The 15,000-nt window shown below is 66.5% G+C and carries 10 protein-coding genes; all 10 read left to right on the top strand.

All coding sequences use genetic code 11. The features are described 5' to 3' along the window. Positions 1–266 precede the first annotated feature (266 nt). Positions 267–695: a 50S ribosomal protein L11 gene (gene rplK, locus QMK61_RS17395; protein ID WP_192165969.1), complete on the top strand. Its 429-nt coding sequence runs from the start codon at positions 267–269 to the stop codon at positions 693–695. A 3-nt stretch (positions 696–698) separates the two neighbouring features. Further along, positions 699–1,409, top strand: a complete 711-nt coding sequence (rplA, locus tag QMK61_RS17390; protein ID WP_302073500.1) for a 50S ribosomal protein L1 — start codon at positions 699–701, stop codon at positions 1,407–1,409. Between the two features lie 344 nt (positions 1,410–1,753). Further along, the gene (gene rplJ / locus QMK61_RS17385) at positions 1,754–2,278 is read left to right on the top strand and encodes a 50S ribosomal protein L10 (protein ID WP_302073499.1); all 525 of its coding nucleotides are present in this window, start codon (positions 1,754–1,756) and stop codon (positions 2,276–2,278) included. 46 nt (positions 2,279–2,324) lie between these two features. Next, entirely contained in the window at positions 2,325–2,693 is a 369-nt protein-coding gene (gene rplL, locus QMK61_RS17380) for a 50S ribosomal protein L7/L12 (RefSeq protein ID WP_302073498.1), read from the top strand. A gap of 326 nt (positions 2,694–3,019) precedes the next feature. After that, on the top strand, positions 3,020–7,180 hold the full coding sequence (rpoB, locus tag QMK61_RS17375) for a DNA-directed RNA polymerase subunit beta (RefSeq protein ID WP_302073497.1): 4,161 nt from the start codon (positions 3,020–3,022) through the stop codon (positions 7,178–7,180). A 112-nt stretch (positions 7,181–7,292) separates the two neighbouring features. Further along, a complete protein-coding gene (rpoC, locus tag QMK61_RS17370) occupies positions 7,293–11,507 on the top strand; it encodes a DNA-directed RNA polymerase subunit beta' (RefSeq protein ID WP_302073496.1) in 4,215 nt (1,404 codons plus the stop codon). Between the two features lie 180 nt (positions 11,508–11,687). Further along, complete coding sequence (rpsL, locus tag QMK61_RS17365) at positions 11,688–12,062, top strand: 30S ribosomal protein S12 (protein WP_302073495.1); 375 nt, start codon at positions 11,688–11,690, stop codon at positions 12,060–12,062. 18 nt (positions 12,063–12,080) lie between these two features. Beyond that, complete coding sequence (rpsG, locus tag QMK61_RS17360; protein WP_302073494.1) at positions 12,081–12,548, top strand: 30S ribosomal protein S7; 468 nt, start codon at positions 12,081–12,083, stop codon at positions 12,546–12,548. A 134-nt stretch (positions 12,549–12,682) separates the two neighbouring features. After that, positions 12,683–14,809, top strand: coding sequence for an elongation factor G (fusA, locus tag QMK61_RS17355; protein WP_302073493.1), 2,127 nt, complete (start codon positions 12,683–12,685; stop codon positions 14,807–14,809). A 71-nt stretch (positions 14,810–14,880) separates the two neighbouring features. Continuing rightward, positions 14,881–15,000, top strand: a 120-nt coding sequence (locus tag QMK61_RS17350; protein ID WP_302073503.1) for a GTP-binding protein, incomplete at its 3' end; no start/stop codon positions are given.

Here is a 15,000-nt window from a genome sequence, read left to right as displayed (position 1 = left end):
TGATTCGAAGCGGCGCCTGCTCTAGTGTCATCGCAAGATTGGCCCCTCATCCGGCCCTCCGGGCCACCTTCTCCCCGGCGGGGAGAAGGGAATAGGCACGGGGCTTGCTTAAAAGCTGATCACTCTTTAAACTGCGCGGTTCACGCCGGGGTCTTCGATCCGGCGTGCCCGTGTTTCAGGGGTTCGCAGGAGAGCGGGCTCCCCTCCCACGCAAGGACGGTTGCCGCGAGGAGCCGCAAGGCGCTCGGACTCGCGAGGAAAATCCGATGGCAAAGAAAGTCGTAGGCTACATCAAGCTGCAGGTCAAGGCCGGCCAGGCCAATCCCAGCCCGCCGGTCGGCCCGGCCCTGGGCCAGCGCGGCCTGAACATCATGGAGTTCTGCAAGGCGTTCAACGCCGCCACGCAGAAGATGGAGCCGGGTCTGCCGATCCCGGTCATCATCACCGCGTACTCCGACCGCAGCTTCACCTTCATCACCAAGACCCCGCCCGCCACGGTCCTGATCAAGAAGGCCACTGGCGTCGCCAAGGGCTCGTCCAAGCCGAACACCGACAAGGTCGGCAAGATCACCCGCAAGCAGCTGGAAGACGTCGCCAAGCAGAAGGAGCCGGATCTGACGGCTGCCGATCTGGACGCCGCGGTGCGCACCATTGCCGGTAGCGCGCGCAGCATGGGCCTGGTGGTGGAGGGTTAAGACATGGCAAAGATCACCAAGCGTATGAAGGCCGCCCAGGCCGCCGTGCAGCCGGGCAAGGTGTACGGCCTGGAAGAGGCCCTGAAGATCGTCAAGGACAACGCCAAGGCGAAGTTCGCCGAGTCGGTGGACGTGGCCGTGCGCCTCGGCATCGACGCCAAGAAGTCGGACCAGGGCGTGCGCGGCTCGTCGCTGCTGCCGCACGGCACCGGCAAGACGGTCAAGGTGGCGGTGTTCTGCCCGCCGGGCGAGAAGGCCGAGGCCGCCAAGGCCGCCGGCGCAGACGCCGTCGGCATGGACGACCTGGCCGAGCGCATGCAGGGCGGTGACCTCGACTTCGGTCGCGTGATCGCCACACCGGACGCGATGCGCGTGGTCGGCAAGCTCGGCCAGCTGCTCGGCCCGCGCGGCCTGATGCCGAACCCGAAGGACGGCTCGGTGACCGCCGACGTCGCCACCGCGGTGAAGAACGCCAAGGCCGGCCAGGTGAAGTTCCGCAACGACAAGGCGGGCATCATCCACGCCACCATCGGCAAGGCCACGTTCGAGGCCGCCCAGCTGGCGGACAACCTCAACGCGCTGGTCGCCGACCTGCTCAAGGCCAAGCCGGCCACCGCCAAGGGTCAGTACCTGCAGAAGGTCGCCCTGTCCAGCACCATGGGCGTGGGCGTGCCGGTCGACACCGCGTCGCTGAACACCGCGGCCGCCAAGTAAGCACGCAGTACAAGTCCTGCGCCGCCGCATGGCGCGCAGGCCGTTTTTGAGGGCAGCCCCGGCCCGGCCGGGGTGGCCGTCAAAGACCGCAGGCGCGACCAGCGCACGACGACGACGGGCAGGGAGCTCGCATCGAGGCAGGGAATCGCCGTCGCCGTCCGCCCCGGTCGCTTAATCGGCTCCCCGGAGCCGGCCTGCGCAGATGGTGCAGCCCCAACTGGAATGATTCGTTCGTTCTGGAAAGGCCACCACCCGGGATGCACCGCATCCCCGACGTCACGGACGGCGTCGCCCAGGACCGCAAGCGGCAGGAGCCGTAAGCGGAGTTCATGTGGAGGAGTGCAATGGCTCTCAACCTGTCCCAGAAGCAAGAAGTAGTCGCCGAGCTGGCAGAAGTCGCCGCCAAGGCCCACTCCCTGGTCGCTGCCGAGTACGCGGGCACCACGGTCGAACAGATGACCGCGATGCGCAAGAAGGCCCGCGAGTCCGGCGTGTTCCTGAAGGTCGTGAAGAACACGCTGGCCGCGCGCGCCGTGGCGGGCACCGAGTTCGAGGTCGTCAAGGACGCCCTGACCGGTCCGCTGCTGTACGCGTTCTCGACCGAGGAGCCCGGCGCCGCCGGCCGCCTGATCAAGGAGTTCGCCAAGGGCAACGACAAGCTCAAGGCGAAGGTCGTCTCGGTGGAAGGCAAGCTGCTGCCGGCCGCGCACGTCGACGTGCTGGCCTCGCTGCCGACCCGCGACGAAGCGCTGGCCATGCTGGCCCGCGTGCTGGCCGAGCCGGCCGCGATGTTCGCCCGCGCCGTCAAGGCGGTGGCCGACAAGCAGGGCGGCGGCGAAGTGCCCGCCGAAGCTGCGGCCGAAGCCTGATCACCGTCGACTTTCCCATTCGAATCAAATCCCAGAGGTATAGACAATGTCCCTGACCAACGAACAGATCGTTGAAGCCGTCGCCGCCAAGTCGCTGATGGAAGTGATGGAGCTGGTGAAGGCCATCGAAGAGAAGTTTGGCGTGTCCGCCGCTGCCCCGGTGGCGGTGGCCGCCGCCGGCGCCGCTGCCCCGGCCGCCGAGGCGCAGACCGAGTTCGACGTGATCCTGAAGTCCGCCGGCGACAAGAAGGTCGACGTGATCAAGGCCGTCCGCGCCATCACCGGCCTGGGCCTGAAGGAAGCCAAGGACCTCACCGAGGCCGGTGGCGTCGTGAAGGAGCAGGCTTCGAAGGAAGACGCCGAGAAGTTCAAGAAGGACCTGGAAGCTGCCGGCGCCACGGTCGAACTGAAGTAATCGGCGCCTTGCGCGCCGTCAGTTTGGCTTAGCGTCACGCAAGCCTGGGGGCGAAAGCCCCCGGGCTTTGCCCGCTTCATGAGCCATGGACGGCTCATCGTTCGGCAGGCGCCCTGGCGCCTGCCGAACGGAGCCCGCCTCTGGCGGGCGGGTCCGAAATGGGCAGGAGCCCATTCCGGATACTGAGGGCACGGAAGCTCTTGTTCTGAGGCATCGCGGCTGTCGATTCATCAGGAGTCGATAGCCGCGATCCCCCAGATCCAAGCATCCCAATTCAGCCGGTGCGTGCACCACCGGCGTCACTGCGAACCGAGGCGGTACCCACCATGACCTACTCGTTTACCGAGAAGAAGCGCATCCGCAAGGATTTCGGCAAGCGGCCACCCGTACTGGGCGTGCCGAACCTGCTTACCATCCAGACCGATTCCTACCGGGAATTCCTGCAGGAGCACGTCGCGCCGAAGCAGCGCGCCGACAAGGGTCTGCATGCCGCGCTGAAGTCGGTATTCCCGATCGTCAGCTATTCGGGCAATGCCGCGCTGGAATACGTGGACTACCGGCTGGGCGAGCCGCCGTTCGACGAGCGCGAGTGCCGCAACCGCGGCATGACCTTCGGCGCGCCGCTGCGCGTGACCGTGCGCCTGGTGATCTACGACAAGGACAGCCCGGCCTCGAAGAAGGCCGTGAAGTACGTGAAGGAGCAGGAGGTCTACATGGGCGAGATCCCGCTCATGACCGAGACCGGCACCTTCATCATCAACGGCACCGAGCGCGTCATCGTCTCGCAGCTGCACCGCTCGCCGGGCGTGTTCTTCGACCACGACCGCGGCAAGACGCACAGCTCGGGCAAGCTGCTGTTCTCCGCCCGCGTGATCCCCTACCGCGGCTCCTGGCTGGACTTCGAGTTCGACCCGAAGGACGCGCTGTTCACCCGCATCGACCGCCGCCGCAAGCTGCCGGTGACGGTGCTGCTGCGCGCGCTGGGCTACAGCAACGAGGAGATGCTGGGCATCTTCTTCGAGCACAACGTGTTCCACCTGGGCAAGAAGGGCGGCACCACGCTGGAGCTGGTCGCCGAGCGCCTGCGCGGCGAGACGCTGAGCTTCGACCTGACCGTGGGCGACAAGGTGCTGGTCGAGGCCGGCAAGCGCATCACCGCGCGCCACGTGCGCCAGCTGGCGGCCGAGAACATCACCGCGCTCGAGGTGCCTGACGACTACCCGGTCGGCCGCATCCTGGCCATCGACGTGGTCGATCCGAAGACCGGCGAGCTGCTGGCCTCGGCCAACGACGAGATCACCGCCGAACAGCTGGAGAACTTCCGCAAGGCCGGCATCGAGACGCTGCCCACGCTGTACGTCAACGACCTCGACCGCGGCGCGTACATCTCGCACACCCTGCGCATCGACAACACCCGCACCCCGCTGGAGGCGCTGGTGGAGATCTACCGCATGATGCGCCCGGGCGAGCCGCCGACCAAGGACGCGGCGCAGAACCTGTTCTACAACCTGTTCTTCACCTTCGACCGCTACGACCTGTCGGCGGTCGGCCGGATGAAGTTCAACCGCCGCGTGGGCCGCCAGGACATCGAAGGCCCCGGCGTGCTGTACGACCACAAGTACTTCGGCGAGCTGAAGAGCGAGGAGGCGCAGGCGCTGGTGGCCTCGCAGGGCGACCAGTCCGACATCCTCGACGTGCTGAAGGTGCTGATCGAGATCAAGAACGGCCACGGCACGGTGGACGACATCGACCACCTGGGCAACCGCCGCGTGCGCTCGGTGGGCGAGATGGCGGAGAACACCTTCCGCATCGGCCTGGTGCGCGTGGAGCGCGCGGTGCGCGAGCGCCTGTCGCTGGCCGAGGCCGACGGCCTCACCCCGCAGGACCTGATCAACGCCAAGCCGGTGGCGGCGGCGGTGAAGGAGTTCTTCGGCTCCTCGCAGCTCAGCCAGTTCATGGACCAGAACAACCCGCTGTCGGAAGTGACCCACAAGCGCCGCGTCTCGGCGCTGGGCCCGGGCGGCCTGACCCGCGAGCGCGCCGGCTTCGAGGTGCGCGACGTGCACCCGACCCACTACGGCCGCGTCTGCACCATTGAGACGCCGGAAGGCCCGAACATCGGCCTGATCAACTCGCTCGCCGTGTACGCGCGCACCAACCAGTACGGCTTCCTGGAGACGCCGTACCGCAAGGTGGCGAACGGCAAGGTCACCGACAAGGTGGACTACCTGTCGGCGATCGAGGAGGGCGACCACGTGATCGCGCAGGCGAACTCGCCGCTGGACAAGCACGGCGCCTTCGTCGAGGACTTTGTGTCCTGCCGCTTCCGCGGCGAGTCCGAGCTGCGTCCGGCGGCCGAGGTCGACTACATGGACGTCTCGCCGATGCAGACCGTGTCGGTGGCGGCGGCGCTGGTGCCGTTCCTGGAGCACGACGACGCCAACCGTGCGCTGATGGGCGCGAACATGCAGCGCCAGGCCGTGCCGACGCTGCGTTCGCAGACCCCGCTGGTGGGCACCGGCATCGAGCGCGCGGTGGCGCGCGACTCCGGCGTCATCACCACCGCCCGGCGCGGCGGCGTGATCGACCAGGTGGACGCGGCGCGCATCGTGGTGCGCGTGCATGAGAGCGAGGTCGGCGACAACGACGCCGGCGTCGACATCTACACGCTGACCAAGTACACCCGTTCCAACCAGAACACCAACCTCAACCAGCGCCCGCTGGTGAACGTGGGCGACATCGTGGCGAAGGGCGATACGCTGGCGGACGGGTCGTCGACCGACCTGGGCGAGCTCGCGCTCGGCCAGAACATGCTGATCGCGTTCATGCCGTGGAACGGCTACAACTTCGAGGACTCGATCCTGCTGTCCGAGCGCGTCGTGCAGGAAGACCGCTACACCTCGATTCACATCGAGGAGCTGGCCTGCGTCGCGCGCGACACCAAGCTGGGCGCCGAGGAGATCACCGCCGACATCCCGAACGTGGGCGAGCAGGCGCTGGCGCGTCTCGACGAGAGCGGCATCGTGTACATCGGCGCCGAGGTGAAGGCGGGCGACATCCTGGTCGGCAAGGTCACGCCGAAGGGCGAGAGCCAGCTGACGCCGGAAGAGAAGCTGCTGCGCGCGATCTTCGGCGAGAAGGCTTCGGACGTTAAGGACAGCTCGCTGCGCGTGCCGCCGGGCATGGACGGCACCGTCATCGACGTGCAGGTGTTCACCCGCGACGGCATCGAGAAGGACAAGCGCGCGCGCCAGATCGAGGAAATGGAGATCAAGCGCATCCGCAAGGACTTCGACGACCAGTTCCGCATCCTGGAAGGCGCGATCTACAACCGCATGCGCGCCCAACTGGTCGGCCAGAGTGCGATGAGCGGCCCGGGCGGCCTGAAGCGCGGCGCCGAGATCACCGACGCCTATCTCGACGGCTTGAAGAAGGACGACTGGTTCAAGATCAATGTCAAGGACGAGGCCGTCACCGAGTTCCTCGAGCGCGCGTCCGAGCAGGTCAAGCGCCACAAGGAGGAGTTCGACAAGCGCTTCAAGGAGAAGCAGGGCAAGATCACCCAGGGCGACGACCTCGCGCCGGGCGTGCTGAAGATGGTCAAGGTGTTCCTGGCCGTGAAGCGCCGCATCCAGCCGGGCGACAAGATGGCCGGCCGCCACGGCAACAAGGGCGTGGTGTCCAACGTGGTGCCGGTGGAGGACATGCCGTACATGGCCGACGGCACCGCCATCGACATCTGCCTGAACCCGTTGGGCGTGCCCTCGCGCATGAACATCGGCCAGATCCTTGAGGTGCACCTGGGCTGGGCCGCGAAGGGCCTCGGCAGGAAGATCCAGCAGATGCTGGAGGCGCAGGCCAAGGTCAAGCAGATTCGCGAGTTCCTCGACCAGATCTACAACCACCACGTCGCCGGCGCGGTGCAGCACGTCGACCTGAAGTCGCTCACCGACGAGGAGATCCTCGCCCTGGCGAACAACCTGCAGGAAGGCGTGCCGATGGCCACCCCAGTGTTCGACGGCGCCGAGGAGACCGAGATCAAGGCGATGCTGAAGCTGGCGGACCTGCCGGAATCGGGCCAGACCATGCTGTACGACGGTCGCACCGGCGAGGCGTTCGACCGCATGGTGACCGTGGGCTACATGCACTACCTGAAGCTCAACCACCTGGTCGACGACAAGATGCACGCGCGCTCCACCGGCCCGTACTCGCTGGTCACCCAGCAGCCGCTGGGCGGCAAGGCGCAGTTCGGCGGCCAGCGCTTCGGCGAGATGGAAGTCTGGGCGCTGGAAGCCTACGGCGCGGCCTACACCCTGCAGGAAATGCTGACGGTGAAGTCCGACGACGTGCAGGGCCGCAACCAGATGTACAAGAACATCGTCGATGGCAACCACGAGATGGCGGCCGGCATGCCGGAGTCCTTCAACGTGCTGGTGAAGGAAATCCGCTCGCTCGGCATCGACATCGACCTGGAAGAAATCAAGTGATGGTCGGGGCAGGGACGGGGGCATTCCCCGTTCCTGTTCCCCGTTCCCCAGACAGGGATTCGCCGGCAAGCGCGGACCCCGACCATGAGATGGCTCCTATCGGAGACTTGCAATGAAAGATTTGCTCAACCTGTTCAACCAGCAGCGCACCACGCCCGAGTTCGACTCGATCAAGATCGCGCTGGCGTCGCCGGAGCTGATCCGCTCCTGGTCGTACGGCGAGGTGAAGAAGCCGGAAACGATCAACTACCGCACCTTCAAGCCCGAGCGTGACGGCCTCTTCTGCGCCGCCATCTTCGGCCCGGTGAAGGACTACGAGTGCCTCTGCGGCAAGTACAAGCGCATGAAGCACCGCGGCGTGGTCTGCGAGAAGTGCGGCACCGAGGTCACCCTGGCCAAGGTGCGTCGCGAGCGCATGGGCCACATCGAGCTGGCCAGCCCGACCGCGCACATCTGGTTCCTGAAGTCGCTGCCCTCGCGCATCGGCCTGATGCTGGACATGACCCTGCGCGACATCGAGCGCATCCTGTACTTCGAGGCCTTCGTGGTGATCGACCCGGGCCTGACCGCGCTGGAGCGCGGCCAGATGCTCACCGAGGACCAGTACCTCGAGGCGGTCGAGGAGCACGGCGACGAGTTCGACGCGCGCATGGGCGCCGAGGCCGTGTACGAGCTGCTGAAGAGCCTGGACCTGCAGGGCGAGGTCGTGCGCCTGAAGGAAGAGATCGCCTCCACCGGCTCCGAGACCAAGCTGAAGCGCCTCACCAAGCGCGTCAAGCTGATCGAGGCCTTCCTGGAGTCCGGCAACAAGCCGGAGTGGATGGTGCTGACCGTGCTGCCGGTGCTGCCGCCGGACCTGCGCCCGCTGGTCCCGCTGGACGGCGGCCGCTTCGCGACCTCCGACCTCAACGACCTGTACCGCCGCGTCATCAACCGCAACAACCGCCTGAAGCGCCTGCTCGAACTCAACGCGCCGGACATCATCGTGCGCAACGAGAAGCGCATGCTGCAGGAGTCGGTGGATGCGCTGCTGGACAACGGCCGCCGCGGCCGTGCCATCACCGGCACCAACAAGCGCGCGCTGAAGTCGCTCGCCGACATGATCAAGGGCAAGCAGGGCCGGTTCCGCCAGAACCTGCTCGGCAAGCGCGTGGACTACTCCGGCCGTTCGGTGATCGTGGTCGGCCCGACGTTGCGCCTGCACCAGTGCGGCCTGCCCAAGAAGATGGCGCTGGAACTGTTCAAGCCGTTCATCTTCGCCAAGCTGCAGGCCCGCGGCGAAGCCACCACCATCAAGGCGGCCAAGAAGCTGGTCGAGCGCGAAGAGCCGATGGTGTGGGACATCCTGGAAGAGGTGATCCGCGAGCATCCGGTGCTGCTGAACCGCGCACCGACCCTGCACCGTCTCGGCATCCAGGCGTTCGAGCCGAAGCTGATCGAAGGCAAGGCGATCCAGCTGCACCCGCTGGTGTGTACCGCGTTCAACGCGGACTTCGACGGCGACCAGATGGCCGTGCACGTGCCGCTCTCGATCGAGGCGCAGCTGGAAGCGCGCGCCCTGATGATGGCGACCAACAACATCCTGTCGCCCGCCAACGGCGAGCCGATCATCGTGCCGACCCAGGACGTGGTGCTGGGCCTGTACTACATGACCCGCGAGCTGGTGAACGCCAAGGGCACCGGCATGGTGTTCTCGGGCATCGGCGAGGTGCGCCGCGCCTACGACAACCGCGCCGTGCAGCTGCACGCCAAGGTGAAGGTGCGCATCAAGCAGGTGCACATCGCCGAGGACGGCGCGCGCCACACCGAGACCACCCTGGTCGAGACCACGGTGGGCCGGGCGCTGCTGCTCGAGATCATGCCGGAAGGCCTGCCGTTCGAGCTGGCCAACACCGAGCTGACCAAGAAGAACATCTCGCGCCTGATCAACGCCTGCTATCGCCGCCTGGGTCTGAAGGAGACCGTGGTGTTCGCGGACCAGCTGATGTACACCGGCTACCGCTTCGCCACCCGCGCCGGCATCTCGATCGGCATCGACGACATGATCATCCCGGCCGAGAAGAAGGCGATCCTCGAGGAAGCCGAGAAGGAAGTCGTCGAGATCCAGCAGCAGTACCAGTCGGGCCTGGTCACCGCCGGCGAGCGCTACAACAAGGTGGTCGACATCTGGTCGCGCACCAACGAGCTGGTCGCCAAGGCGATGATCGACGGCATCGGCACTGACAAGGTGGCCGACGCCGAGGGCAAGACGGTCGCGCAGAAGTCGATGAACTCGCTCTACATCATGGCCGACTCCGGCGCGCGTGGTTCGGTGGCGCAGATCCGCCAGCTGGCCGGCATGCGCGGCCTGATGGCGCGTCCGGACGGCTCGATCATCGAGACCCCGATCAAGGCCAACTTCCGCGAAGGCCTGAACGTGCTGCAGTACTTCAACTCCACCCACGGCGCCCGCAAGGGCCTGGCGGACACGGCGCTGAAGACCGCGAACTCCGGCTACCTGACCCGCCGCCTGGTGGACGTGGCGCAGGACGTGGTCGTCACCATGGACGACTGCGGCACCGAGGACGGCCTGACCATGCAGCCGATCGTGGAGGGCGGCGACGTGGTCGAGCCGCTGCGCGACCGCGTGCTCGGCCGCGTGACGGTGGAGGACGTCTACGCCCCGGGCGACGACGACCGCCCCATCGTCGAGCGCAATACCCTGCTGGACGAGGCGCTGGTGGAGAAGCTGGACCAGGCCGGCGTGCAGCTGATCAAGGTCCGCTCGCCGATCACCTGCGCGGCCAGCCACGGCGTGTGCGCGCTGTGCTACGGCCGCGACCTGGCCCGTGGCCACCTGGTCAACATGGGCGAGGCGGTGGGCGTGGTCGCCGCGCAGTCGATCGGCGAGCCCGGCACCCAGCTGACCATGCGTACCTTCCACATCGGCGGCGCGGCGTCCCGTGCCGCCGCGGTGGACAACGTCTCGGTCAAGACCACCGGCACGCTGAAGTTCAACAACCTGAAGACCGTGCAGCACGCCCAGGGCCACCTGGTGGCGGTGTCGCGTTCGGGCGAGGTGTCGGTGATCGACGCCAACGGTCGCGAGCGCGAGCGCTACAAGGTGCCCTACGGCGCCACCATCTCGGTCAAGGACGGTGCGCCGGTGAAGGCTGGCCAGACGGTCGCCAACTGGGATCCGCACACCCACCCGATCGTGTCGGAGGTGGCCGGTACCGTGCGCTTCATCGACTTCATCGATGGCGTCACCGTGCAGAGCCAGACCGACGAGCTGACCGGCCTGGAATCGGCGGTGGTGACCGATCCGAAGCGCCGCGGCACCGCGGCCAAGGACCTGCGCCCGATCGTGCGCCTGGAAGACGCCAAGGGCCGCGAGCTGAAGCTGCCGGGCACCGACGTGCCGGCGCAGTACTTCCTGCCCGCCGGCGCCATCGTGTCGATCCAGAACGGCGTGGAGGTGGGCGTGGGCGACGTGGTCGCGCGCATCCCGCAGGAGACCTCCAAGACCCGCGACATCACCGGCGGTCTGCCGCGGGTGGCCGACCTGTTCGAGGCGCGCAAGCCGAAGGAGCCGGCGATCCTGGCCGAGCGCTCCGGCGTGGTCAGCTTCGGCAAGGACACCAAGGGCAAGCAGCGCCTGATCATCAAGGACGTGGACGGCAACGAGCACGAGGAGCTGATCCCGAAGTGGCGCCAGGTCATCGTGTTCGAGGGCGAGCACGTGGAGAAGGGCGAGACCGTGGTGGACGGCGAGCCGAGCCCGCACGACATCCTGCGCCTGCTCGGCGTGGAGCCGCTGGCGGCGTACCTGGTGAAGGAGATCCAGGACGTCTATCGCCTGCAGGGCGTGAAGATCAACGACAAGCACATCGAGGCGATCATTCGCCAGATGCTGCGCAAGGTCGAGATCACCGAGCCGGGCGACAGCCACTACCTCCGCGGCGAGCAGGTCGAGCGCGTGCGCATCACCGAGGAGAACGACCGTGCGGTCGCCCGCGGCGAGCGTCCGGCCGACTACCAGTCGGTGCTGTTGGGCATCACCAAGGCCTCGCTGGCGACCGAGTCGTTCATCTCGGCGGCGTCGTTCCAGGAGACCACCCGCGTCCTCACCGAGGCGGCAGTGCGCGGCACCCGCGACACCTTGCGCGGCCTGAAGGAAAATGTTATTGTCGGTCGGCTGATTCCGGCGGGCACGGGCCTTGCGTACCACACGCAGCGCCAACGCCAGGGCGGCCTCACCGCCCTGGAGCTGGAAACCCTTTCCGGCTCCGCCTCGCAGGCTTCCTCCGAAGCGGCGTCCGTCGGTACTGATGCAGGTGTCGAGTAAGCCCGTGCCGGGCTTCGCTCGCTGAACATACGAAATGAGGCGCAACGGACGCGCCTCGTGTTCGGGTCAGGGACGGCAGGGCTTCGGCTTGCCTGTGGCGGGCGGCCCATGTTAAATTCCCGCTTCTTGGCAGACCGGGTTGTATCGGTCTGCCTTTATGTTTCCCAGGAACAGCTTCGCATGACGACAGTCAACCAGTTGGTGCGCAAGAACCGCAGCCCGAAGAGCTACAAGAGCGCTTCGCCTGCCCTGCAGAGCAGCCCGCAGCGCCGCGGCGTCTGCACGCGCGTGTACACGACCACCCCGAAGAAGCCCAACTCGGCCCTGCGCAAGGTCGCCAAGGTGCGTCTGACCAACGGTTACGAGGTCATCTCGTACATCGGTGGCGAGGGTCACAACCTGCAGGAGCACTCGGTGGTGCTGATCCGCGGCGGCCGCGTGAAGGACCTGCCGGGCGTGCGCTACCACACCGTGCGCGGCAGCCTCGATTGCGCCGGCGTCACCAAGCGCCGCCAGGCGCGCTCCAAGTACGGCGCCAAGCGCCCGAAGAGCTAAGGCAGAGGATTCAAGCATATGTCGCGTAAAGGTTCCCATCCCGCCCGTCTGATCCTCCCGGATCCCAAGCACGGCAGCCAGCTGATCGCCCGCTTCATCAACATGGTGATGAAGAGCGGCAAGAAGTCCGTCGCCGAGGGCATCGTCTACGGCGCGCTGGATCACCTGGGCGAGAAGAACGCCGAGCCGGTGGCCCTGGTCGAGAAGGCGCTGAACAACATCGCGCCGACGGTCGAGGTGAAGTCCCGCCGCGTCGGTGGCGCCACCTACCAGGTGCCGGTCGAGGTGCGTCCGGGTCGCCGCATGGCGCTGGCCATGCGCTGGGCGATCGAGGCGGCGCGCAAGCGTGGCGAGACCTCGATGCCGCGCAAGCTGGCCGCCGAGCTGCTGGAGGCTTCCGAGAACCGCGGTGGCGCGATCAAGAAGCGCGAAGAGACGCACCGCATGGCGGAAGCCAACAAGGCGTTCTCGCACTACCGCTGGTAATCGCCACGTTATCCTTGCCGCCACCCGTGGCGGCAAGGATAGACCCGCCATCCGTGGCGGACTTCTGACAAGAGCGCGGCCCGGATGGCCGCTTTCATATATGGGGCATGGCTGCCCGGCACAGGTACACACCCATGGCACGCACCACTCCCATCGAGCGCTACCGCAACTTCGGCATCATGGCCCACATCGATGCCGGCAAGACCACCACCACGGAGCGCATCCTGTTCTACACCGGTGTCTCGCACAAGATCGGCGAGGTGCACGATGGTGCGGCCACCATGGACTGGATGGAGCAGGAGCAGGAGCGCGGCATCACCATCACCTCCGCGGCCACCACGTGCTTCTGGAAGGGCATGGACGGCTCGATGCCGCAGCACCGCTTCAACATCATCGACACCCCGGGGCACGTGGACTTCACCATCGAGGTGGAGCGTTCGCTGCGCGTGCTCGACGGCGCCGTGTTCGTGCTGTGCGCCGTGGGCGGCGTGCAGCCGCAGTCCGAGACGGTGTGGCGCCAGGCCAACAAGTACGGCGTGCCGCGCCTGGCCTTCGTCAACAAGATGGACCGCACCGGCGCCAACTTCGACAAGGTGGTCGGCCAGCTGAAGTCGCGCCTGGGCGCGCACCCGGTGCCGATGGTGGTGCCGATCGGTGCCGAGGACAACTTCGAAGGTGTGATCGACCTCGTCCGCATGAAGGCGATCTACTGGGACATGGAGTCCCAGGGCATGAAGTTCGAATACCGCGACATCCCCGCCAACCTCAAGGACGTGGCCGACGAGGCGCACGGCTTCATGGTCGAGTCCGCGGCGGAAGCCAACGAGGACCTGATGAACAAGTACCTCGAAGAGGGTTCGCTCTCCGAGGACGAGATCATCAAGGGTCTGCGCCAGCGCACGCTCGCCAACGAGATCATCCCCGTCTACTGCGGCACCGCCTTCAAGAACAAGGGGGTGCAGGCGATGCTGGACGCGGTGGTGAACCTGTTGCCGGCGCCTTCCGATCGTCCGCCGGTCAAGGGCGTGGACGAGGACGAGAAGGAAGCCTCGCGCACCGCCGACGACAACGCGCCGTTCTCGGCGCTGGCGTTCAAGATCATGACGGACCCGTTCGTGGGCTCGCTGACGTTCTTCCGCGTCTACTCGGGCGTGCTGAACTCCGGCGACTCGGTCTACAACCCGGTGAAGTCGAAGAAGGAGCGCGTGGGTCGCATCCTGCAGATGCATTCCAACGAGCGCCAGGAGATCAAGGAAGTGCGCGCGGGCGACATCGCCGCCGCGGTGGGCCTGAAGGACGTCACCACCGGCGACACGCTGTGCGCCCAGGACCACGTCATCGTGCTGGAGCGCATGACGTTCCCGGAGCCGGTGATCTCGATGGCGGTCGAGCCGAAGACCAAGTCGGACCAGGAAAAGATGGGCATCGCGCTGGGCCGCCTGGCGCAGGAAGACCCGACCTTCCGCGTGCGTACCGACGAGGAGTCCGGCCAGACCATCATCTCCGGCATGGGCGAGCTGCACCTGGACATCATGGTCGACCGCATGCGCCGCGAGTTCAACGTCGAGGCCAACGTCGGCAAGCCGCAGGTGGCCTACCGCGAGACCATCCAGGGCGAGTACAAGGCCGACTTCAAGCACGCCAAGCAATCGGGCGGCAAGGGCCAGTACGGCCACGTGGTGATCGAGTTCTCGCCGATGTCCGACGAGGACCGCAAGAACGACAACGTGAAGGACGACTTCCTGTTCGTCAACGAGATCACCGGCGGCGTGGTGCCGAAGGAATACATCCCGTCGGTCGAGAAGGGTCTGCGCGAATCCATCACCAGCGGCCAGCTGGCCGGCTTCCCGGTGGTGGGCCTGAAGGCGAAGCTGGTGTTCGGCTCGTACCACGACGTGGACTCCTCGGAAATGGCGTTCAAGATCGCCGCCCATGGCGCGTTCCGGGAGCTGTTCCAGGAAGGTTCGAAGCAGTCGCGACCGATCCTGCTCGAGCCGATCATGAAGGTCGAGATCGTGACGCCGGAGGACTACCTCGGCGACGTGATGGGCGACGTGAGCCGCCGTCGCGGCGTGCTGCAGGGCTCGGACGACACCCCGTCGGGCAAGACCATCAACGCGATGATCCCGCTCGGCGAGATGTTCGGCTACGCCACCTCGCTGCGCTCGCAGACGCAGGGTCGCGCCACCTTCACGATGGAGTTCGACCATTACGAGCCGGCGCCGAACAACATCGCCGAGCAAGTGATGAAAAAGGCCTGAGTGGTCGCGTAAATCAAATGACGCGGCCAACGCCGCACTGACGAAATAGTTCTATCTAGAGGTCTCAAGTCATGGCAAAGGGTAAATTCGAGCGCACCAAGCCGCACGTCAACGTGGGCACGATCGGCCACGTGGACCACGGCAAGACGACGCTGACGGCGGCGCTGACGAAGGTGGGCGCGGAGCGGTTC

Source organism: Fulvimonas sp. R45 (assembly GCF_030504985.1).
Taxonomy (GTDB): domain Bacteria; phylum Pseudomonadota; class Gammaproteobacteria; order Xanthomonadales; family Rhodanobacteraceae; genus Rhodanobacter_A.
This window is presented reverse-complemented; position numbering and strand designations above follow the sequence as displayed.

Bases quoted from the DNA above. Each gene is read 5' to 3' on its own strand.
- rpsG (WP_302073494.1), top strand. From the start codon at position 12,081: ATGTCGCGTAAAGGTTCCCATCCCGCCCGTCTGATCCTCCCGGATCCC.
- rplJ (WP_302073499.1), top strand. From the start codon at position 1,754: ATGGCTCTCAACCTGTCCCAGAAGCAAGAAGTAGTCGCCGAGCTGGCA.
- rpoC (WP_302073496.1), top strand. From the start codon at position 7,293: ATGAAAGATTTGCTCAACCTGTTCAACCAGCAGCGCACCACGCCCGAG.
- rpsL (WP_302073495.1), top strand. From the start codon at position 11,688: ATGACGACAGTCAACCAGTTGGTGCGCAAGAACCGCAGCCCGAAGAGC.
- rplA (WP_302073500.1), top strand. From the start codon at position 699: ATGGCAAAGATCACCAAGCGTATGAAGGCCGCCCAGGCCGCCGTGCAG.
- fusA (WP_302073493.1), top strand. From the start codon at position 12,683: ATGGCACGCACCACTCCCATCGAGCGCTACCGCAACTTCGGCATCATG.
- rplL (WP_302073498.1), top strand. From the start codon at position 2,325: ATGTCCCTGACCAACGAACAGATCGTTGAAGCCGTCGCCGCCAAGTCG.
- rpoB (WP_302073497.1), top strand. From the start codon at position 3,020: ATGACCTACTCGTTTACCGAGAAGAAGCGCATCCGCAAGGATTTCGGC.
- rplK (WP_192165969.1), top strand. From the start codon at position 267: ATGGCAAAGAAAGTCGTAGGCTACATCAAGCTGCAGGTCAAGGCCGGC.